Genomic DNA, 15,169 nt, shown 5'->3' on the forward strand with positions numbered 1-15,169 from the left:
CAGTCGCTAACGGTATTTTAAATTTCAAAGCTAAATAAATGGTTCATCCGTTTACAATGGGGCAGGAACCGGTCCTTTTCGACGTAGATTTTTCTGGTACAGAACAAGAAGGCTATATTGTTTCTACGCAACAAGCCACGGCTATTCCATTTCCGATCCAGCGCGTTTTCTGGTCGTTTGGAGTGCCGGAAAATTATGTAAGAGGTAATCACGCCCACCGGCAAGATCAGAAAGTATTAATAGCGCTAAAGGGCCGGATTGTGATCAATACGGAGACAGATCAGGAAAAGCAGTTTATTTTAAATTCACCCTTTCAAGCGTTGTATGTACCTGCTTTATGCTGGACAAAATTAACGTACGCTCCTAATAGCGTTTTGCTGGCGCTCTCTTCCTCTGACTTTAATGAAGCCGATTATATTCGCGATTATCCAGAATTTAAATTATTACGCGGACCATTATCAAAATGAGCCTTTATGAAAGATTGCCAAGTAATAAGATAAATAAAGCAGCCTGGGATGCTTGTGTTCACCGCGATCCAATCGGATTAGTTTATGCGTTTTCCTGGTACCTGGATATAGTAGCGCCGGCCTGGGAAGGAATAGTAACCTTGGAAAAAGAAAATACCTATTCGCTGGTAATGCCTTTGCCTATGCGCCATATAATGGGTAAGTCGTTTATTTCTCAACCTATATTAATGCAGCAATTAGGGATATTTAGCGATAAATCAAACCGCAAAGATTTAAATTTACCTTTATTGTTGTTATTCGCTTTTCCGGAGGGAAGATCTGTTGAACATTATAGTTTTCACGCCGCAGATTATAATGAAGTGAATGCTTTATTGCCCCTCCAAAAACGGGTAAACTATATTTTGCCTTTAAATCAAACGTACGCTGATATTTATCAGCACTATAGCTCTAACCGGGTGCGCGATTTAAAAAAAGCAGTAAAAGCTAATTTAATTTTCCGGGAAGGAAACGATCTGGAACCCGCGGTAGTGCAGTTATTACACGAAAATTTAGTACCTCTCTTAAACTTAAAGCAACAGGTTGCCTTGCTAAACGTGATGCCAACTCTTATATCAGAAGTTCGGAATAGAGGTTTAGCCCGAATTGTAGCTGTTTTTTTACCCAACAAACAAATAGTAGCCGCAGCATTTTTTATTCAGTATAAAAACCGGTTAACTTATTTGTTGCCAGCAGCCAATGCCCCCGGAAAGAAAGTAGGAGCCAGTACTTTTTTATTAGATACGATTTGCCGGAAAGAGGCCGGTACAAACCTTATTATAGATTTTGAAGGAAGTAGTTTACCCGGAATAGCCCATTTTTACCAAAGTTTGGGTGCTCAGCCCGAAACGTATGGATTGCTGGTACAGCATCGGTATCCTAAATGGTTAAGGCAAATAAAGAAAATTCGTAACTGGTTATTCAAAAACCGACCAAATTAACTTAGCTCCACTGGCATGTTTACTTTTCTGCGGAATTCTATTTTGGGAGTGCTCTCGGTTGGGTTTCGGTTAGTAAGTAGCCTGTTATTAAATAAAGTAATTGCCTCTTATTTCGGGCCGGCTGGTTTGGCTCAGTTAGCTCATTTTCAAAATTTACTTTCTTTTTTTACTTTAATTCCGAACGATGGCATTAACCGGGGTATTTTACCTTATTTAAGCCAAAACGAATCGAATTCACCTGCCTCTTATCGTTATTTAAAATCGGGCTTTGGATTAACGTGTATTGTATTTGGGCTATCCAGTATAATAATTTTATTAGGTAGAAATTGGTTTTTAACTTATTTGCCTTTCAATTTATTCTGGTTAACCCTCTTTATAACTGGTGCTTTTTTGGTAGTCGCACAATCATTTTTTAATGCGGTGCTGCTGGCACGCCAACGTACGGGGGTGGTAGTTGTAGGTAATTGCCTTTCTGCTTTGTTGGTGATAGTATATGTGTTTGTAGCTTACCAAAAAATTACTTTATCTTCTTTTTTAGTAGGTTACTTACTTACTTTAAGTAGTATAATCTTGTTCGTTTTGCCTTTTAGTTGGCAAGGTTTATCCTTTTCTGAATTTAAGCAAACTCGCTTTTCTTCCTTAGCTTTAAAACAATTGAGCCGGTATATTTTTATGGCATTAAGCGTTTTACTATTTACCAAAGGGCTCGATTACTATATTCGCGATTTTATGATCCGGCATTTTTCTATTTACCAGGCAGGTTTGTGGCAAGGCGTCGTGCGGCTTTCGGATAGTTACACGGCTTTGTTTACAGCGGTGCTTTCGTATGCCTTTTACCCCAAAGTATCGGCTTTATGTCACGATAATGCGCAATTAAAAGTATTTGTCAGAAATGTTTTGAAGCTGGTTATTCCTGTAATTTTGGTTGGTTTGGCCGGGGTATATTTTGCCCGCACCTTTATATTAACCGGGTTGTTTAGTTCCAACTTTTTGAAAGCGCAGGATCTGCTGCCCTTTCAATTAACAGGCGATTTATTTAAACTTTGTTCCTGGTTATTGGCCAATATACTGGTGGCAAAAGCACGCGTTTGGGTTATTATTTTTTTTGAAGGCATCAGCGCAGTAGCTTATTTAGGAAGCTTTTACTTTTTTACCGATCATTATGGAATTGCCGGTAGCACCATGGCGCATTGTGCCAATTATTTCTTCTTCCTTATTCTGCATGTACTATATTTCCGGAAATTATTGTTTGCATGAAATACCCGTTGGTTTCAGTTATCTGTTTATGTTACAACCACGAGCCATTTCTGCGCGAAGCGTTAGATTCGGTATTCACTCAAACCTATCCTAATATTGAAATTATTATTGCCGACGATGCTAGCACAGATGGTAGCGTAAACATTATTCGGGATTATTGCGCTCGTTTTCAGGGTATTCAATTACTATTAAATACAACTAACTTAGGTAATTGCCGGGCATTTAACCGGGCTTTAACTTACGCAACCGGCGAATACGTTATTGATTTTGCCACGGATGATGTATTGTTGCCGGACCGGATAATGGAACAGGTAAACTGTTTTGCCGGACTAGCAGAAGATTACGGGGTAGTGTACACTAATGCGCTGCTAATAGACGAATTTTCACAACCGATCCGGAATTTTTACCGGAATTTACCTAACGGCAAACTAACTCCGGCACCGGCCAGCGGATGGATCTACGCGGATTTAGTAAAAAGATTTTTTATTTCGGCGCCAACCATGCTCATCCGACGAACAGTTTTAGAAAAGCTGGGTGGATATAACGAAGAACTGGCTTACGAAGACTTTGATTTTTGGGTACGCTCCGGAAGGTATTTTCGGTATTATTTTTTAGATAAGGTTTTAACAAAACGCCGCTTACACCCGCACCAGTTATCGAAGCAATTGTACAAAAAACACGATAAACAGCTACATTCTACGGTGCAGGTTTGTGCTACAGCTTTAAGTTTAAACCGCACTGCCAACGAGCAGGCAGCTTTAGCATTTCGGGTAAAATACGAGTTTAGAAAAGCGGTTAGTACTGGTAATTTTATAGAGGCCCTGCTTTTAGCGGATATAATGCATCAATTAAAAGCCTTAACTGGAGTTTATAAACTGGTAGCAACAATACTTAACGGGTTTCTGCAATTGCGTAAACTTGCGGATAACTTTAAAGGTAAGGTGGAGCATGATACAAATAGAACGGTACGATAAAACTCTCAAATCCGCCTGGGATAGCTTTAACCAACAAGCTATAAACGGAACGTTCTTTTTTAACCGCAATTTTATAGAATACCACGCTGACCGTTTTATCGATCATTCTTTACTTTTTTACCGGAAAGATCAGCTAATAGCAATATTGCCCTTACATGAAAAAGACGGAGTAGCTAACTCGCACCAGGGCCTAAGCTTTGGTGGGTTTGTGGTTTCACGTAAAGTAGATACTTTGCTTATGCTCCAAGTTTTCCGAAAGCTCCGGGAATATTTAAAATCTCAGCTTTTTCATACCTTATTTTACAAGGCGCAACCTTCTATTTACGCGCAAGAACCCGCCCAGGAAGATCTAGTAGCTTTGTATCAGCACGGCGCTTCACTTTACAAACGTGCCAATATTTCAGTATTAGATTTAACAGTTCCGCTTCATTATTCTAAATTGCGGCAGCGCTGCTTGAAAAAAGCATTAGAAAATTCACTTACTCTGGCGTTTTCTAATGAAGTAGAAGAATTTATGAATTTGGTTGAGATAATTCATGCTACTGCCGGCATTAGAGCTCCCACGCATACTACCGCCGAATTACGCTATTTAAAAGAACTTTTTCCGGAGAATATAAAATTGTTAACCGCTTACCAAGGCGAGGAATTAATAGGTGGGGTTATCTTATTTGAGCACCGGCAGGTAGTAAATTTGCAATACATGGCCACGTCGCCGAAGGGAAAAAAAGTACACGCGCTGGATTTGCTCTTGCACCACGTTATTCAAGTGTATAAAAGCCAAAAAAAATATTTAAGTTTCGGTACGTCGTACGACGATCGGGAACCTTACGGATTAAGCCAAAATCTACTCCGGAACAAAACAAGTTACGGTACCCGAACCGTGGTGCAGGATACGTACTATCTTTTTTTATAATTCTAAACCAGTAAAGCTATTCCTATTGAAGCATTCCTTCTATTCTGGTTTAATTTCTATTCTGGTTCTTACTGTATTGCTTTTTGGTGCTACATTTTGGTTAATAGGTTGTTTCTACGAAAGTAACGACGATATCATTCTTACTTTTTTATTGAGTGGCTTTTCGGGTATGGAGCCTGTTACCGACTTATCGCTTTATCTGCATGGTTTCAGTACACTACTCTCGACATTATACCAAATTTTACCGGAATGGCCTTGGTACGGATTAGGGTTGTACAGCTTGCTATTTGGAATTAGTGGGTTGGCTTTCCGATTTATTTATTACGTATTAAATGGCAAAGCAACTCAACGCTTTATGTATTTTACTATTATTCTGTTTTACCTGGCTAACTGGTACGAACATGTATTCTGGTTTAATTACTCGCGAGTAGCCATACTGTTAGCCGGAGTGGCCAGCCTGAATGCCTGGTTAGATGGAAAACAAAAAAGTTCCGGATTTAGTAAATGGAGGTGGGGGTACGGCAGTTTGTTTTTTCTGGCCTTGTGCATCCGGCCAAGTTTCGCTTGCTTTGGTATAGGTTTAATCTTGCCATTATATTTCTTAGATTCTGCATTTTCTCGTCCAGCCTTAAAAAGAACCATTCTTTTACTTTTGCCTTTTTTGCTGGCCGGGTTCTTATTCAGCGGTTGGTTACTATTAAAGAGCAATCCGGCCCAGCAAGAATACCAACGGTTAGATATTCTAAAATCCGAAGTCCTAGATTACCATTGGTGCTGTCCGCCACCTGTAAGTTCTTCGGAAAAGCTTTTGTACACGGGTATTCAAAACTGGTTTTTAGCTGATTCTAATATTCGGGTGTTCTTGCAACAACAACGGCCTGACTGGGATTATTTTGTTAGAAACAGCCTCGTACCAAAATTGCGGTTACTCCTTCAAGAAGTAATTTTTAATCATTTTTTAGCCTTAAGCTTTTTGCTCGCTCACTTCTTGTGGCTTGTTAAAAGTAAATTCACTGGCAAGATTTTATACTTAAGTAAATACCATTTGTTTTTTGGGGTTGTCTTATTACTAGTCGGTATTTTATTTAAGATTCCACCCCGGGTTTTAACTCCTGCCATTAGTTTATTGTTGTTGGTACATTTAGCAGTAATACCGCTTGGTAATAAACTGGATAATGTACTTTTGTTTTTTAAATTGTGCGGAGTTTTATTGTTAGCTCTTCAAATATATAAAATCGGTCATCGCTCTGTTTGGCAACAGCACCGGCAAAAACAATCAGAAAACATTATCTCGGATATTAATAGCAATTATCCCGGTTATGTAGTAGCAACAATTGGTTTAGAAAATGAACTAAGAGCCCTTTCGCCTTTTAAAAATTATACTTTCCAGAATCAACGCGTATTATTCCTGACGGGCTGGCAAACTTTAGACCCGCATTACTCAAAATACTTACAATCCTTAACCGGGCAGGACAACATACTCCCTGCTTTAAAAACTTTGCATGAGCGGGAAAAGGTAGTGGTAGTCAGCAATGCATTCATGGTTGCTTTTTTAGAAGCTTACTACAAACATTTTTATCAAATAACTTTTCAATTTACTTTTATTAAGCCCGTACCAGCATCTGCTGCCACCGAAGGCCTTTCGTATTATAAAGTTGAAATATTAAATGATTAAGTATTGAACTGACCATTAATCCTATAAACCTTAAAAAGTAAATTTACTTGCCATAAAAGCAATTAAGATTTGAAATTTTAAAGTTGCAACCACCTTTTTTAATCCAAAGTAGCTTCATTCAAAACTGTTTTACAAATTCATTTCTTTAAAGCATGGTATATAATCAAAAATAAAATTCCTAATATAGCTTTTGAATACATAGCTTTTGAAGCTATAGGTAATTTCTGGTAATAATATTTATTTAAATTATTTTCTGTTTCTGTTTTTACTAATCACACGTTAAGTAAGAATGAACAAGTTCTTTCTATTAGCAATAATCTTTTGGTATGCAAGTAATTACTGTACTGCTACCGCTCAGAACCTGCAAGAAGCAAAAACAGCCGGCAAGCCTTCCAGCCTAATAACAAAAAGTTTCTATCTACAAAATAAAGCTCCTTTGCGGCCGAATCCTTACTTAGAATTACCCATAGGGGCTATTAAGCCGCAAGGTTGGTTAAAAGAAATGCTAATTCGGCAAAAAAACGGTGCTTCCGGACAATTAGATAAATTATATCCCTTGGTAATGAACCAGCGCAATGGCTGGCTAGGCGGGGATGGTGACCAGTGGGAGCGGGGCCCGTATTGGATTGATGGTTTGCTGCCCTTGGCTTATATTTTGGATGATAAAGAATTAATTGCTAAAACCAAACCCTGGATTGAATGGACGCTCAAAAGCCAAGATGCCGACGGGTATTTTGGACCTAAACAGGATTATGGCCCGGAACCGGGTTTGCAACGGAATAATAGTCGGGACTGGTGGCCCAAAATGGTAATGCTGAAAATTTTAAAGCAATACTATTCCGCTACCGGCGACAAACGGGTAATTACTTTAATGACCAATTATTTTAAATACCAGTTAAAGGAACTACCAAAGAATCCGCTTGACCATTGGACATTTTGGGCCCGTTACCGTGGGGGCGATAATTTAATGGTAGTTTACTGGTTATATAATATTATCGGCGATTCTTTTTTACTTGATTTAGCCAATCTTATTCATCAGCAAACTTTTGATTATACAGGAGCCTTTTTAAAGGGCGAAATGCTGGCAACGCAAGGTAGTATTCATTGCGTGAACCTAGCCCAAGGCATTAAAGAACCGCTTATCTATTATCAACAGCACCCCGAACAAAAATATTTAGATGCCACTAACAAAGGCTTTGCTGATATTCGAAAATTTAACGGCCAGGCACAAGGATTATACGGCGGCGACGAAGCCTTACACGGCAACAATCCAACGCAGGGTTCCGAATTATGCAGCGCGGTAGAAATGATGTTTTCTCTGGAGAGTATAATGGGTATTACCGGTCAGGTAAGTTTTGCCGATCATTTAGAGAAAATTGCCTTTAATGCCTTGCCTACCCAAACAACCGACGATTACCTGGGTCGCCAGTATTTTCAGCAGGCCAATCAGGTAATGCTCACCCGCCACATCCGTAATTTCGACCAAAATCATGGGGGTACAGATGTTTGTTATGGATTGCTTACCGGATATCCGTGCTGCACCTCTAATATGCACCAGGGTTGGCCTAAGTTTACGCAAAATTTATGGTACGCTACTCCCGACAATGGATTAGCTGCGCTGGTTTTCTCTCCGAGTGAAGTAAAAGCTAAAGTTGGGAATGGTTCAGAAGTAAAATTTACTGAAAATACGAATTACCCTTTTGAAGAAGCCATCACTTTTACTTTAACTACCGATAAAAAAACAAAAACTATCGCTTTCTCCTTCCATTTGCGCATTCCGGAATGGTGTAAAAAAGCTACCATTACCATTAATGGTAAACTCTGGCAGGAAGTAACTGGTAATCAAATAGCGGTAATCAACCGGACCTGGAAATCGGGGGATGTGGTGCAATTACAATTACCCATGCACCTTTTTAAAACTACCTGGTACGAAAATTCCATGGCCGTAGAACGAGGACCAATTACCTATGCCTTGAAAATTGGCGAAGACTGGAAAACCATTACTAATGAGAAAGATCCAATTGCTTTTGGTCAGGAATACATGGAAGTTCGCCCTACTACTCCCTGGAATTATGGTTTGCTGCAAGTACCGGATAATAAATTAGAGGAAAACATGCAAGTAGTAAAAAAAGCAGGAACTTCAATTTTCCCCTGGAGCATAACTAATGCTCCCGTCGAAATAAAAGTAAAAGCCAAACGTATTCCGTCGTGGCAATTATACAACGACATGGCCGGCCCTTTACCATACAGCATTACTTCTAATTTAGAAACCGGAAAAGAAGAAGAGGAAATAACCCTCATTCCGTACGGGTGTACTACCTTGCGCATTTCCCAGTTTCCGGTAGTCAGAAAGTAGCCTGGTTAGCGCCATTGTATTTTAGATTTTATTTAAAATTGTAAATAAAAAAGTAACTGAAAAACCTGGTAGTAAGTAGTAAATATACTTAAATAATAATAATCCGGAGAATTGCCAGCATTTGGAATTTGTTAATTATAAATTACTTACAATAAAATTGGACTTTCTTCTAAAAACAAAATCTTTCCGTGTAAATACTGACACTAGTAAAACATTTTATACGAGTTACGTACAATATAGGCATTCCAACTTTCTTTTCGGTTTATGTAGTATAGGTAGTATACAATACCTTACTGTTTACTTAAGGGAATAAAAAACTAATTAAAAATAATAGGTAACTTTACATTTTAATTTAAAAATAAAATGATTGCAACTTTAGCTTCCAAAGTAGAAGTCTTAAAATACTTGGAGTCGTTCGTTTCGGAGAGTATTACTAAATTTTTAAAAACAGTAGAAGAATCGTGGCAACCCGCTGACTTTTTGCCGGATGCCAGTATGGAATCTTTCTTTGAGGAGGTAAAAAATTTACAGGAACGGGCCAAAGAATTAAGCTACGATTTACTGGCCGTTTTAATTGGCGATACCATCACCGAAGAAGCCTTGCCCACTTACGAAAGCTGGCTTTTTGCCATTAGCGATATTAACGCTGCCGATGATAGCCCCTGGACTAAATGGAACCGTGCCTGGACAGCCGAAGAAAACCGCCACGGCGATTTATTAAACCGGTACTTGTATTTATGTGGCCGCGTAAATATGCGCGAAATGGAGGCATCTACCCAGTACTTAATTGCGGATGGTTTCGATATTCAAACCGGTCATGATCCATATCGGGCGTTTGTCTATACTAGTTACCAGGAAACAGCCACTAATATTTCGCACCGCCGGGTAGCGCAGTTAGCCAAGAAAGACGGCGATTTGCTCCTGGCAAAAATCTGCGGAAATATAGCCTCCGACGAGGCCCGCCATGCCAAAGTGTATAAATCGTTTGTTAGCCGCATTTTTGAAGTGGACCCTAATAACATGATGCTGGCTTTTGAAGATATGATGCGGAAAAAAATAGTAATGCCGGCTCACTACATGCGCGAATTAGGAGTAGATATTGGTAAAACTTTTGGTCATTTTACTGATGCCGCCCAGCGTATTGGGGTATATACAGCAAGCGACTATACAGATATTCTGGAAGAATTACTGGACGAATGGAAAGTTGCGAGTTTAACCAATTTAAACGAAGCCGGAGAAAAAGCCCGGGATTACGTAATGGCTTTACCCGATCGTTTAAAGCGAGTAGCCGACCGCATGAAAGTGCCGCAATTGGAGTATAAATTTCGCTGGATTCGTTAATTTAGTCCGTTACATTAGCCAATAGTTTTCAAAACGCTCCGTTTATATACTAACGGAGCGTTTTCTTTTCTAAAAAGTTATTTTTTGTTTCCTGGACCTGATTTACGAACAACAAACACAGGTTTGTTGTTATATTAGTATACTTAAGCATTTATTTTATGGCAGTTGGATTTCGTTTTACAGATTATGTTCCGCCTCAAACCCAAAATCCTGGCTTTGAATCTCTTCTAAAAATCTTTTTACAATTAATAACCATTACTTCAGGTGATGTTAGCGAAGCACTTTCCTGGTTAAGTTCTCTGGATAAGCAGTACAAAATGACTTCCGATGAATACGGAATTGGCGACTTTATTCAGGATTTAAAAGAAAAAGGCTACATCAGCGAAGATGCGGGGAGCGGCGAAATAAAAATTACTCCTAAAAGCGAGCAAAATATCCGGAAAAGCGCTTTAGAAGAAATCTTCGGCAAACTGAAAAAATCGAGTAAAGGTAACCACAATACGCCACATACCGGTATCGGCGACGAATCATCCACGGATAGAAGAGAATTCCGGTTTGGCGATGCGGTAGAACAAATTGCTATGACCGACTCAATCCGGAATGCCCAGGTAAACCACGGTTTAGGCGATTTTTACCTAACGGAGAAGGACCTGGAGGTAACCGAAAATGAGCACAAAACGCAGAGTTCTACGGTGCTGATGATTGATATTTCGCATTCCATGATTTTGTACGGCGAAGACCGGATTACCCCGGCCAAAAAAGTAGCCATGGCTTTAGCTGAATTGGTAACCCAGAAATATCCAAAAGATACGCTAGATATAATTGTATTCGGGAACGATGCCTGGCAAATTAACGTGAAAGATTTGCCTTACCTGAATGTGGGACCGTACCATACTAATACCGTAGCGGGTCTGGAATTAGCGATGGATATTCTCAGGAAAAGAAAAACGCCGAACAAGCAAATTTTTATGATAACCGATGGTAAGCCAACTTGCTTAAAAGAAGGCACCAAGTATTATAAAAATTCGTTTGGCTTAGACCGGAAAGTGGTGAACAAAACCCTGAACCTGGCAGCCCAATGCCGGCGACTTAAAATTCCGGTTACTACTTTTATGATTGCCTCCGATCCATACTTAAAGCAATTTGTAGAAGAATTTACCGCCGTTAACCAGGGCAAAGCTTATTTCAGCAGCTTGCAAGGGTTAGGCCACTTGATCTTTGAAGATTATAAACAAAATCGCCGGAAGAATTTATAATTTCTTGTTGGGTGGTTGAGGTGTTGAAGTCATAGTTGTTCCATAATAGGAGAAAATTTTAACCAGGTTTAAAATTCTTGTTATGAGGCTTTCATAAAAAGCCAACAATACAGCCACTTAAAAACCAAAGATTCAATATTTTATCCATTCAATAAGCCAACAATAAATTAAGTAAACATTAAAAATAACTTGCAACCTGCAACTTGTAAACTGTAACTATTTAAAATGAATTATAAAAACATAGACCCGCATGACCTGCATAAAATTACAACGCTAGGTCAGCTTAAAGCTGCTGGCTACGAACCCCGGTCAGTGAAGCAAGAACTACGCGACAACCTGATTCAGAAATTACGCCGCAACGAAAACGTTTTTCCCGGAATTTACGGTTACGAAGAAACGGTAATACCGGAATTACAGCAGGCTATTCTGTCCATGCACCACATTAACCTATTAGGTTTGCGCGGCCAGGCTAAAACCCGTATTGCCCGTTTATTAGTCGAGTTGCTGGATGAGTACATACCAGTTGTGAAAGGATCGGAGTTAAACGATGATCCCTTGCAGCCATTATCGGTGTACGCGAAAGATTTAATTGAAACCCATGGAGCCGATACGCCAATAAGCTGGTTGCATCGTTCGGACCGTTATACCGAAAAGCTAGCCACTCCTGATGTTTCGGTAGCTGACTTAATTGGTGATGCCGATCCTATTAAAGCCGCTACTTTAAAATTACCTTATTCCGATGAACGGGTTATTCACTTTGGTTTAATTCCGCGTTCGCACCGGGGTATTTTTGTAATTAACGAATTGCCCGATTTACAAGCCCGTATCCAGGTATCGTTATTTAACATTTTACAGGAAGGTGATATTCAAATCCGGGGCTTTAAGGTGCGTTTACCTTTAGACATTCAGTTCGTATTTACGGCTAACCCCGAAGATTATACCAACCGGGGTTCTATTGTAACACCGTTAAAAGACCGGATTGATTCGCAAATTATCACGCACTATCCTAAAACTCTGGAAATTGGAAAGCAGATTACCTTGCAGGAGGCAAAAATTAAACCGGAACAAAAGCAACTGGTAAAAACCAACCAATTAGTAAATGATTTAATTGAGCAAGTAGCCATTGAAGCCCGCGACAGCGAATACGTAGACGCAAAAAGTGGTGTTTCGGCTCGCTTAACTATTTCCGCTTACGAGAACATGATAAGCGCTGCCGAGCGGCGGGTTTTATTAAACGGCGAAAACAAGACTTACGTGAGGGTATCGGATTTTTTAGCTGCGGTTCCAGCTATTACAGGTAAGGTAGAATTGGTGTACGAAGGGGAGCAGGAAGGAGCCGCCATTGTGGCGCAAAACCTGATGGGCAAAGCCATCCGGAACCAGTTTTTAAATTATTTCCCGGATCCGGATAAACAGAAAAAGCAAAAAGATAAAAATCCGTATAAACCCGTTACCGATTGGTTTGGCGAAAGTCATACGCTGGATATATTAAGCAACATGACCACTGCCGAATACAAAAAAGCCCTGAACAGTGTGCCCGGCTTAACAGACTTAATTCAAAAAGTTCATCCGGAAAAAGACGAAGCCGAGAAATTATTTTTGATGGAGTTTTGCTTACACGGCTTAGCCGAACACAGTTTAATCAGCCGGAATAAACTAACAGCCGGTACCCAATTTAAAGATTTGCTGAGCAGTATGTTTAGCATGCCTAGTTTTGGAGCCGACGATGACGACGAAGATAGTTATAAGTAATTTCTAGTATCACTTAATTACAATCTTAAAAAGCCGCTTTCCAGAAAAGCGGCTTTTTCTTTTCCGCTAAATTCAGAAATTACCAGTTGCATTATTTTAAACATAAAGAACTGCCAGGCGTAAGTGCTAAAACTTAAAAGTTAAGTTTTACAAAATCAGAATATATGATAGCTCCTTGGCTTAAAGCAGGTTTGTGGGGATTATTAGCAGGTTCGGCTCTTTTGTTAGGAGCAGCCATTGGGTATTTTGCTCCTATCCGGCAAAGAATAGTAGCCGGAATAATGGCTTTTGGTAGTGGGGTTTTAATATCGGCGCTCTCCTTTGATTTAATGAATGAAGCGTACGAACAAGGCGGATTTACTGCTACGGCTGTTGGATTTTTATCAGGAGCGGCCATTTATACATTAGCCAACTGGATTTTAGCGCGTCAGGGAGCCAAACACCGGAAAAGGTCGGGTAAGCAGCAATTAACTGAAAAAGATAGTGCTGGTAGCGGTACGGCTTTAGCTATTGGCGCCTTAATTGATGGCATCCCGGAATCGATAGTTATTGGCATTAGCATGATAAAAGGCGGCACGGTGAGCATGGTAGCAGTTGTTGCCATTTTTTTATCAAATTTACCCGAAGGCTTGTCGAGTTCGGCGGGTATGAAAAAGGCCGGCCGTTCTAAGCAATATATTTTTGGAGTGTGGGCCTTTATTTCCCTGGCTTCCGGCTTAGCTTCCCTGGCGGGCTATACTATTTTCGGGCAGTTTCAGGAAGAAGTAATTTCGGCTATTACGGCCTTAGCTGCTGGGGCAATATTAGCCATGCTCTCCGATACCATGATTCCAGAAGCATTTGAACATGCCCACGATTTTACCGGATTAATTACGGTATTAGGGTTTTTAACTGCTTTTATATTAAACCGCTTAACGGAAGGATAATAAAAAACGCCGCCTTTGCTACTGCAAAAGGCGGCGTTTTTTATTTTTTAGAAGCTTACGCTGTTTCTTGCACGTCAATTTTCTCGATCCGGTCACCCGCTTTAATTTTGTCGATTACATCTAAACCTTCTACCACTTTGCCGAAACAAGTATGGTTACGGTCCAGGTGCGCGGTGTTATTGCGGCTGTGGCAAATAAAGAATTGAGAACCACCGGTATTTCGCCCGGCATGGGCCATAGATAACACTCCCCGGTCGTGGTATTGGTTATCACCGGTTAATTCGCAATCTATTTTATAACCAGGTCCGCCGGTTCCGGGTACTCCTTTCGCACCTTCGCGCGAATTAGGACAACCTCCCTGTATCACAAAATCAGGAATAACCCGGTGGAAGGTAAGACCATCGTAAAAGCCTTTCTGAGCTAAATCAATAAAATTCTGAACGGTTTTAGGAGCATCTTTTTCATAAAACTCCACTTTCATTACTCCTTTTGCCGTTTTTATTTCTGCCGTTTTCATAGAAGATACATTTAATTTGAATCGGCAAAATTAGTCATTATTCCCGAGCACAAAAATAAAGTCGGCTTATTCTGCTCTTAATCAGAAAAAAGTAAATCTTAAAATTTTATTTTAAAGTATTAGCTATGAATGAATAACATACCTTAGGATGAAACTTGTTTTTATTTTCTGCCTGATAGTAGTTTTAGCCGGTAGCTGCCAACTAAAAGGACAGGTAGAAGAATCGCGTGAAATAAGCGGTGTTAGCAGCGAAACATCCGATATTATTATTGCCGATAGTGCGGCCAAGCAAACCAAGGGAGTACGGGTAGGAGGTGCCTGGATTGTACCGAACCACGTACTTCTCGAAAATATCAGTGAACCAACTAACATTCGAAAATTTAACAAGGTATTACAAGGAACCTATTTAAGAGAAATAATTGCTGGCAAAGGACCTTTTACTTTATTTATCCCTACGGATGCGGCTTTCAAAAAATTACCTCCTGGCTTGCAACAAGAATTATTCAGTACTTCCGAAAATGAACAACGCCTTGATTTTATTAAGCTTCACATAGTACCAGGAAAAATTGTAGCCTCCGATTTAACAAATGAAGTGGTATTAAAAGCAGGTAACGGTCATAATTTACACGTACAAAATAAGAAAGGCATTATTCACGTAGATGACGCTAGTATTATAGTTAAAGATGGCGTTTCAAATAACGGAGTGGTCCATATTATAGACCGGGTTCTAGTCGAAGAAAATCAGCATTAAACACTGG

13 protein-coding genes are annotated in these 15,169 nt (G+C 39.8%); 12 read left to right on the top strand and 1 reads right to left on the bottom strand.

The window, feature by feature from the left end:
* The first annotated feature begins 38 nt into the window (after positions 1 to 38).
* The 11 genes from HUW48_RS07700 (at position 39) to HUW48_RS07750 (ending at position 13,894) form a co-directional block, all read left to right on the top strand.
* A complete protein-coding gene (locus HUW48_RS07700) occupies positions 39 to 467 on the top strand; it encodes a sugar 3,4-ketoisomerase (RefSeq protein ID WP_182415123.1) in 429 nt (142 codons plus the stop codon).
* Positions 464 to 1,444, top strand: a complete 981-nt coding sequence (locus tag HUW48_RS07705) for a hypothetical protein (protein ID WP_182415124.1) — start codon at positions 464 to 466, stop codon at positions 1,442 to 1,444. The genes HUW48_RS07700 and HUW48_RS07705 overlap by 4 nt, the downstream gene beginning before the upstream one ends.
* Before the next feature lie 15 nt (positions 1,445 to 1,459).
* Complete coding sequence (locus HUW48_RS07710) at positions 1,460 to 2,701, top strand: MATE family efflux transporter (RefSeq protein WP_182415125.1); 1,242 nt, start codon at positions 1,460 to 1,462, stop codon at positions 2,699 to 2,701.
* Positions 2,698 to 3,675 (top strand): glycosyltransferase family 2 protein, encoded by a 978-nt coding sequence (locus HUW48_RS07715; RefSeq protein ID WP_182415126.1) that lies wholly within the window; start codon positions 2,698 to 2,700, stop codon positions 3,673 to 3,675. The genes HUW48_RS07710 and HUW48_RS07715 overlap by 4 nt, the downstream gene beginning before the upstream one ends.
* Entirely contained in the window at positions 3,650 to 4,588 is a 939-nt protein-coding gene (locus HUW48_RS07720; protein ID WP_182415127.1) for a GNAT family N-acetyltransferase, read from the top strand. Before HUW48_RS07715 ends, HUW48_RS07720 begins: the two co-directional genes overlap by 26 nt.
* A 25-nt stretch (positions 4,589 to 4,613) precedes the next feature.
* The gene (locus HUW48_RS07725) at positions 4,614 to 6,263 is read left to right on the top strand and encodes a hypothetical protein (RefSeq protein ID WP_182415128.1); all 1,650 of its coding nucleotides are present in this window, start codon (positions 4,614 to 4,616) and stop codon (positions 6,261 to 6,263) included.
* A 289-nt stretch (positions 6,264 to 6,552) separates the two neighbouring features.
* Positions 6,553 to 8,619 carry a beta-L-arabinofuranosidase domain-containing protein gene (locus HUW48_RS07730; protein ID WP_182415129.1) on the top strand — a complete coding sequence of 689 codons (2,067 nt, stop codon included), beginning with the start codon at positions 6,553 to 6,555 and terminating at the stop codon, positions 8,617 to 8,619.
* A 363-nt stretch (positions 8,620 to 8,982) separates the two neighbouring features.
* Positions 8,983 to 9,960 (top strand): acyl-ACP desaturase, encoded by a 978-nt coding sequence (locus tag HUW48_RS07735; protein ID WP_182415130.1) that lies wholly within the window; start codon positions 8,983 to 8,985, stop codon positions 9,958 to 9,960.
* A gap of 158 nt (positions 9,961 to 10,118) precedes the next feature.
* The gene (locus HUW48_RS07740) at positions 10,119 to 11,216 is read left to right on the top strand and encodes a vWA domain-containing protein (RefSeq protein ID WP_182415131.1); all 1,098 of its coding nucleotides are present in this window, start codon (positions 10,119 to 10,121) and stop codon (positions 11,214 to 11,216) included.
* A gap of 225 nt (positions 11,217 to 11,441) precedes the next feature.
* Complete coding sequence (locus HUW48_RS07745) at positions 11,442 to 12,968, top strand: sigma 54-interacting transcriptional regulator (RefSeq protein ID WP_182415132.1); 1,527 nt, start codon at positions 11,442 to 11,444, stop codon at positions 12,966 to 12,968.
* A gap of 164 nt (positions 12,969 to 13,132) precedes the next feature.
* On the top strand, positions 13,133 to 13,894 hold the full coding sequence (locus HUW48_RS07750) for a ZIP family metal transporter (RefSeq protein WP_182415133.1): 762 nt from the start codon (positions 13,133 to 13,135) through the stop codon (positions 13,892 to 13,894).
* Positions 13,895 to 13,949: 55 nt separating this feature from the next.
* Here the strand turns inward: HUW48_RS07750 and HUW48_RS07755 are convergent, their stop codons facing one another.
* Entirely contained in the window at positions 13,950 to 14,411 is a 462-nt protein-coding gene (locus HUW48_RS07755) for a peptidylprolyl isomerase (RefSeq protein WP_182415134.1), read from the bottom strand.
* Between the two features lie 148 nt (positions 14,412 to 14,559).
* On the opposite strand from HUW48_RS07755, the gene HUW48_RS07760 reads away from it, so the two are divergent.
* Entirely contained in the window at positions 14,560 to 15,162 is a 603-nt protein-coding gene (locus HUW48_RS07760) for a fasciclin domain-containing protein (protein ID WP_182415135.1), read from the top strand.
* Positions 15,163 to 15,169: the final 7 nt, after the last annotated feature.

The organism is Adhaeribacter radiodurans (assembly GCF_014075995.1).
In the GTDB taxonomy this organism is placed as follows: Bacteria; Bacteroidota; Bacteroidia; order Cytophagales; family Hymenobacteraceae; genus Adhaeribacter; species Adhaeribacter radiodurans.

Excerpts from the sequence above, each read along its gene's own strand:
- HUW48_RS07700 (WP_182415123.1), top strand. The coding sequence starts at position 39 with ATGGTTCATCCGTTTACAATGGGGCAGGAACCGGTCCTTTTCGACGTA.
- HUW48_RS07705 (WP_182415124.1), top strand. The coding sequence starts at position 464 with ATGAGCCTTTATGAAAGATTGCCAAGTAATAAGATAAATAAAGCAGCC.
- HUW48_RS07710 (WP_182415125.1), top strand. The coding sequence starts at position 1,460 with ATGTTTACTTTTCTGCGGAATTCTATTTTGGGAGTGCTCTCGGTTGGG.
- HUW48_RS07715 (WP_182415126.1), top strand. The coding sequence starts at position 2,698 with ATGAAATACCCGTTGGTTTCAGTTATCTGTTTATGTTACAACCACGAG.
- HUW48_RS07720 (WP_182415127.1), top strand. The coding sequence starts at position 3,650 with ATGATACAAATAGAACGGTACGATAAAACTCTCAAATCCGCCTGGGAT.
- HUW48_RS07730 (WP_182415129.1), top strand. The coding sequence starts at position 6,553 with ATGAACAAGTTCTTTCTATTAGCAATAATCTTTTGGTATGCAAGTAAT.
- HUW48_RS07735 (WP_182415130.1), top strand. The coding sequence starts at position 8,983 with ATGATTGCAACTTTAGCTTCCAAAGTAGAAGTCTTAAAATACTTGGAG.
- HUW48_RS07740 (WP_182415131.1), top strand. The coding sequence starts at position 10,119 with ATGGCAGTTGGATTTCGTTTTACAGATTATGTTCCGCCTCAAACCCAA.
- HUW48_RS07745 (WP_182415132.1), top strand. The coding sequence starts at position 11,442 with ATGAATTATAAAAACATAGACCCGCATGACCTGCATAAAATTACAACG.
- HUW48_RS07750 (WP_182415133.1), top strand. The coding sequence starts at position 13,133 with ATGATAGCTCCTTGGCTTAAAGCAGGTTTGTGGGGATTATTAGCAGGT.
- HUW48_RS07755 (WP_182415134.1), bottom strand. The coding sequence starts at position 14,411 with ATGAAAACGGCAGAAATAAAAACGGCAAAAGGAGTAATGAAAGTGGAG.
- HUW48_RS07760 (WP_182415135.1), top strand. The coding sequence starts at position 14,560 with ATGAAACTTGTTTTTATTTTCTGCCTGATAGTAGTTTTAGCCGGTAGC.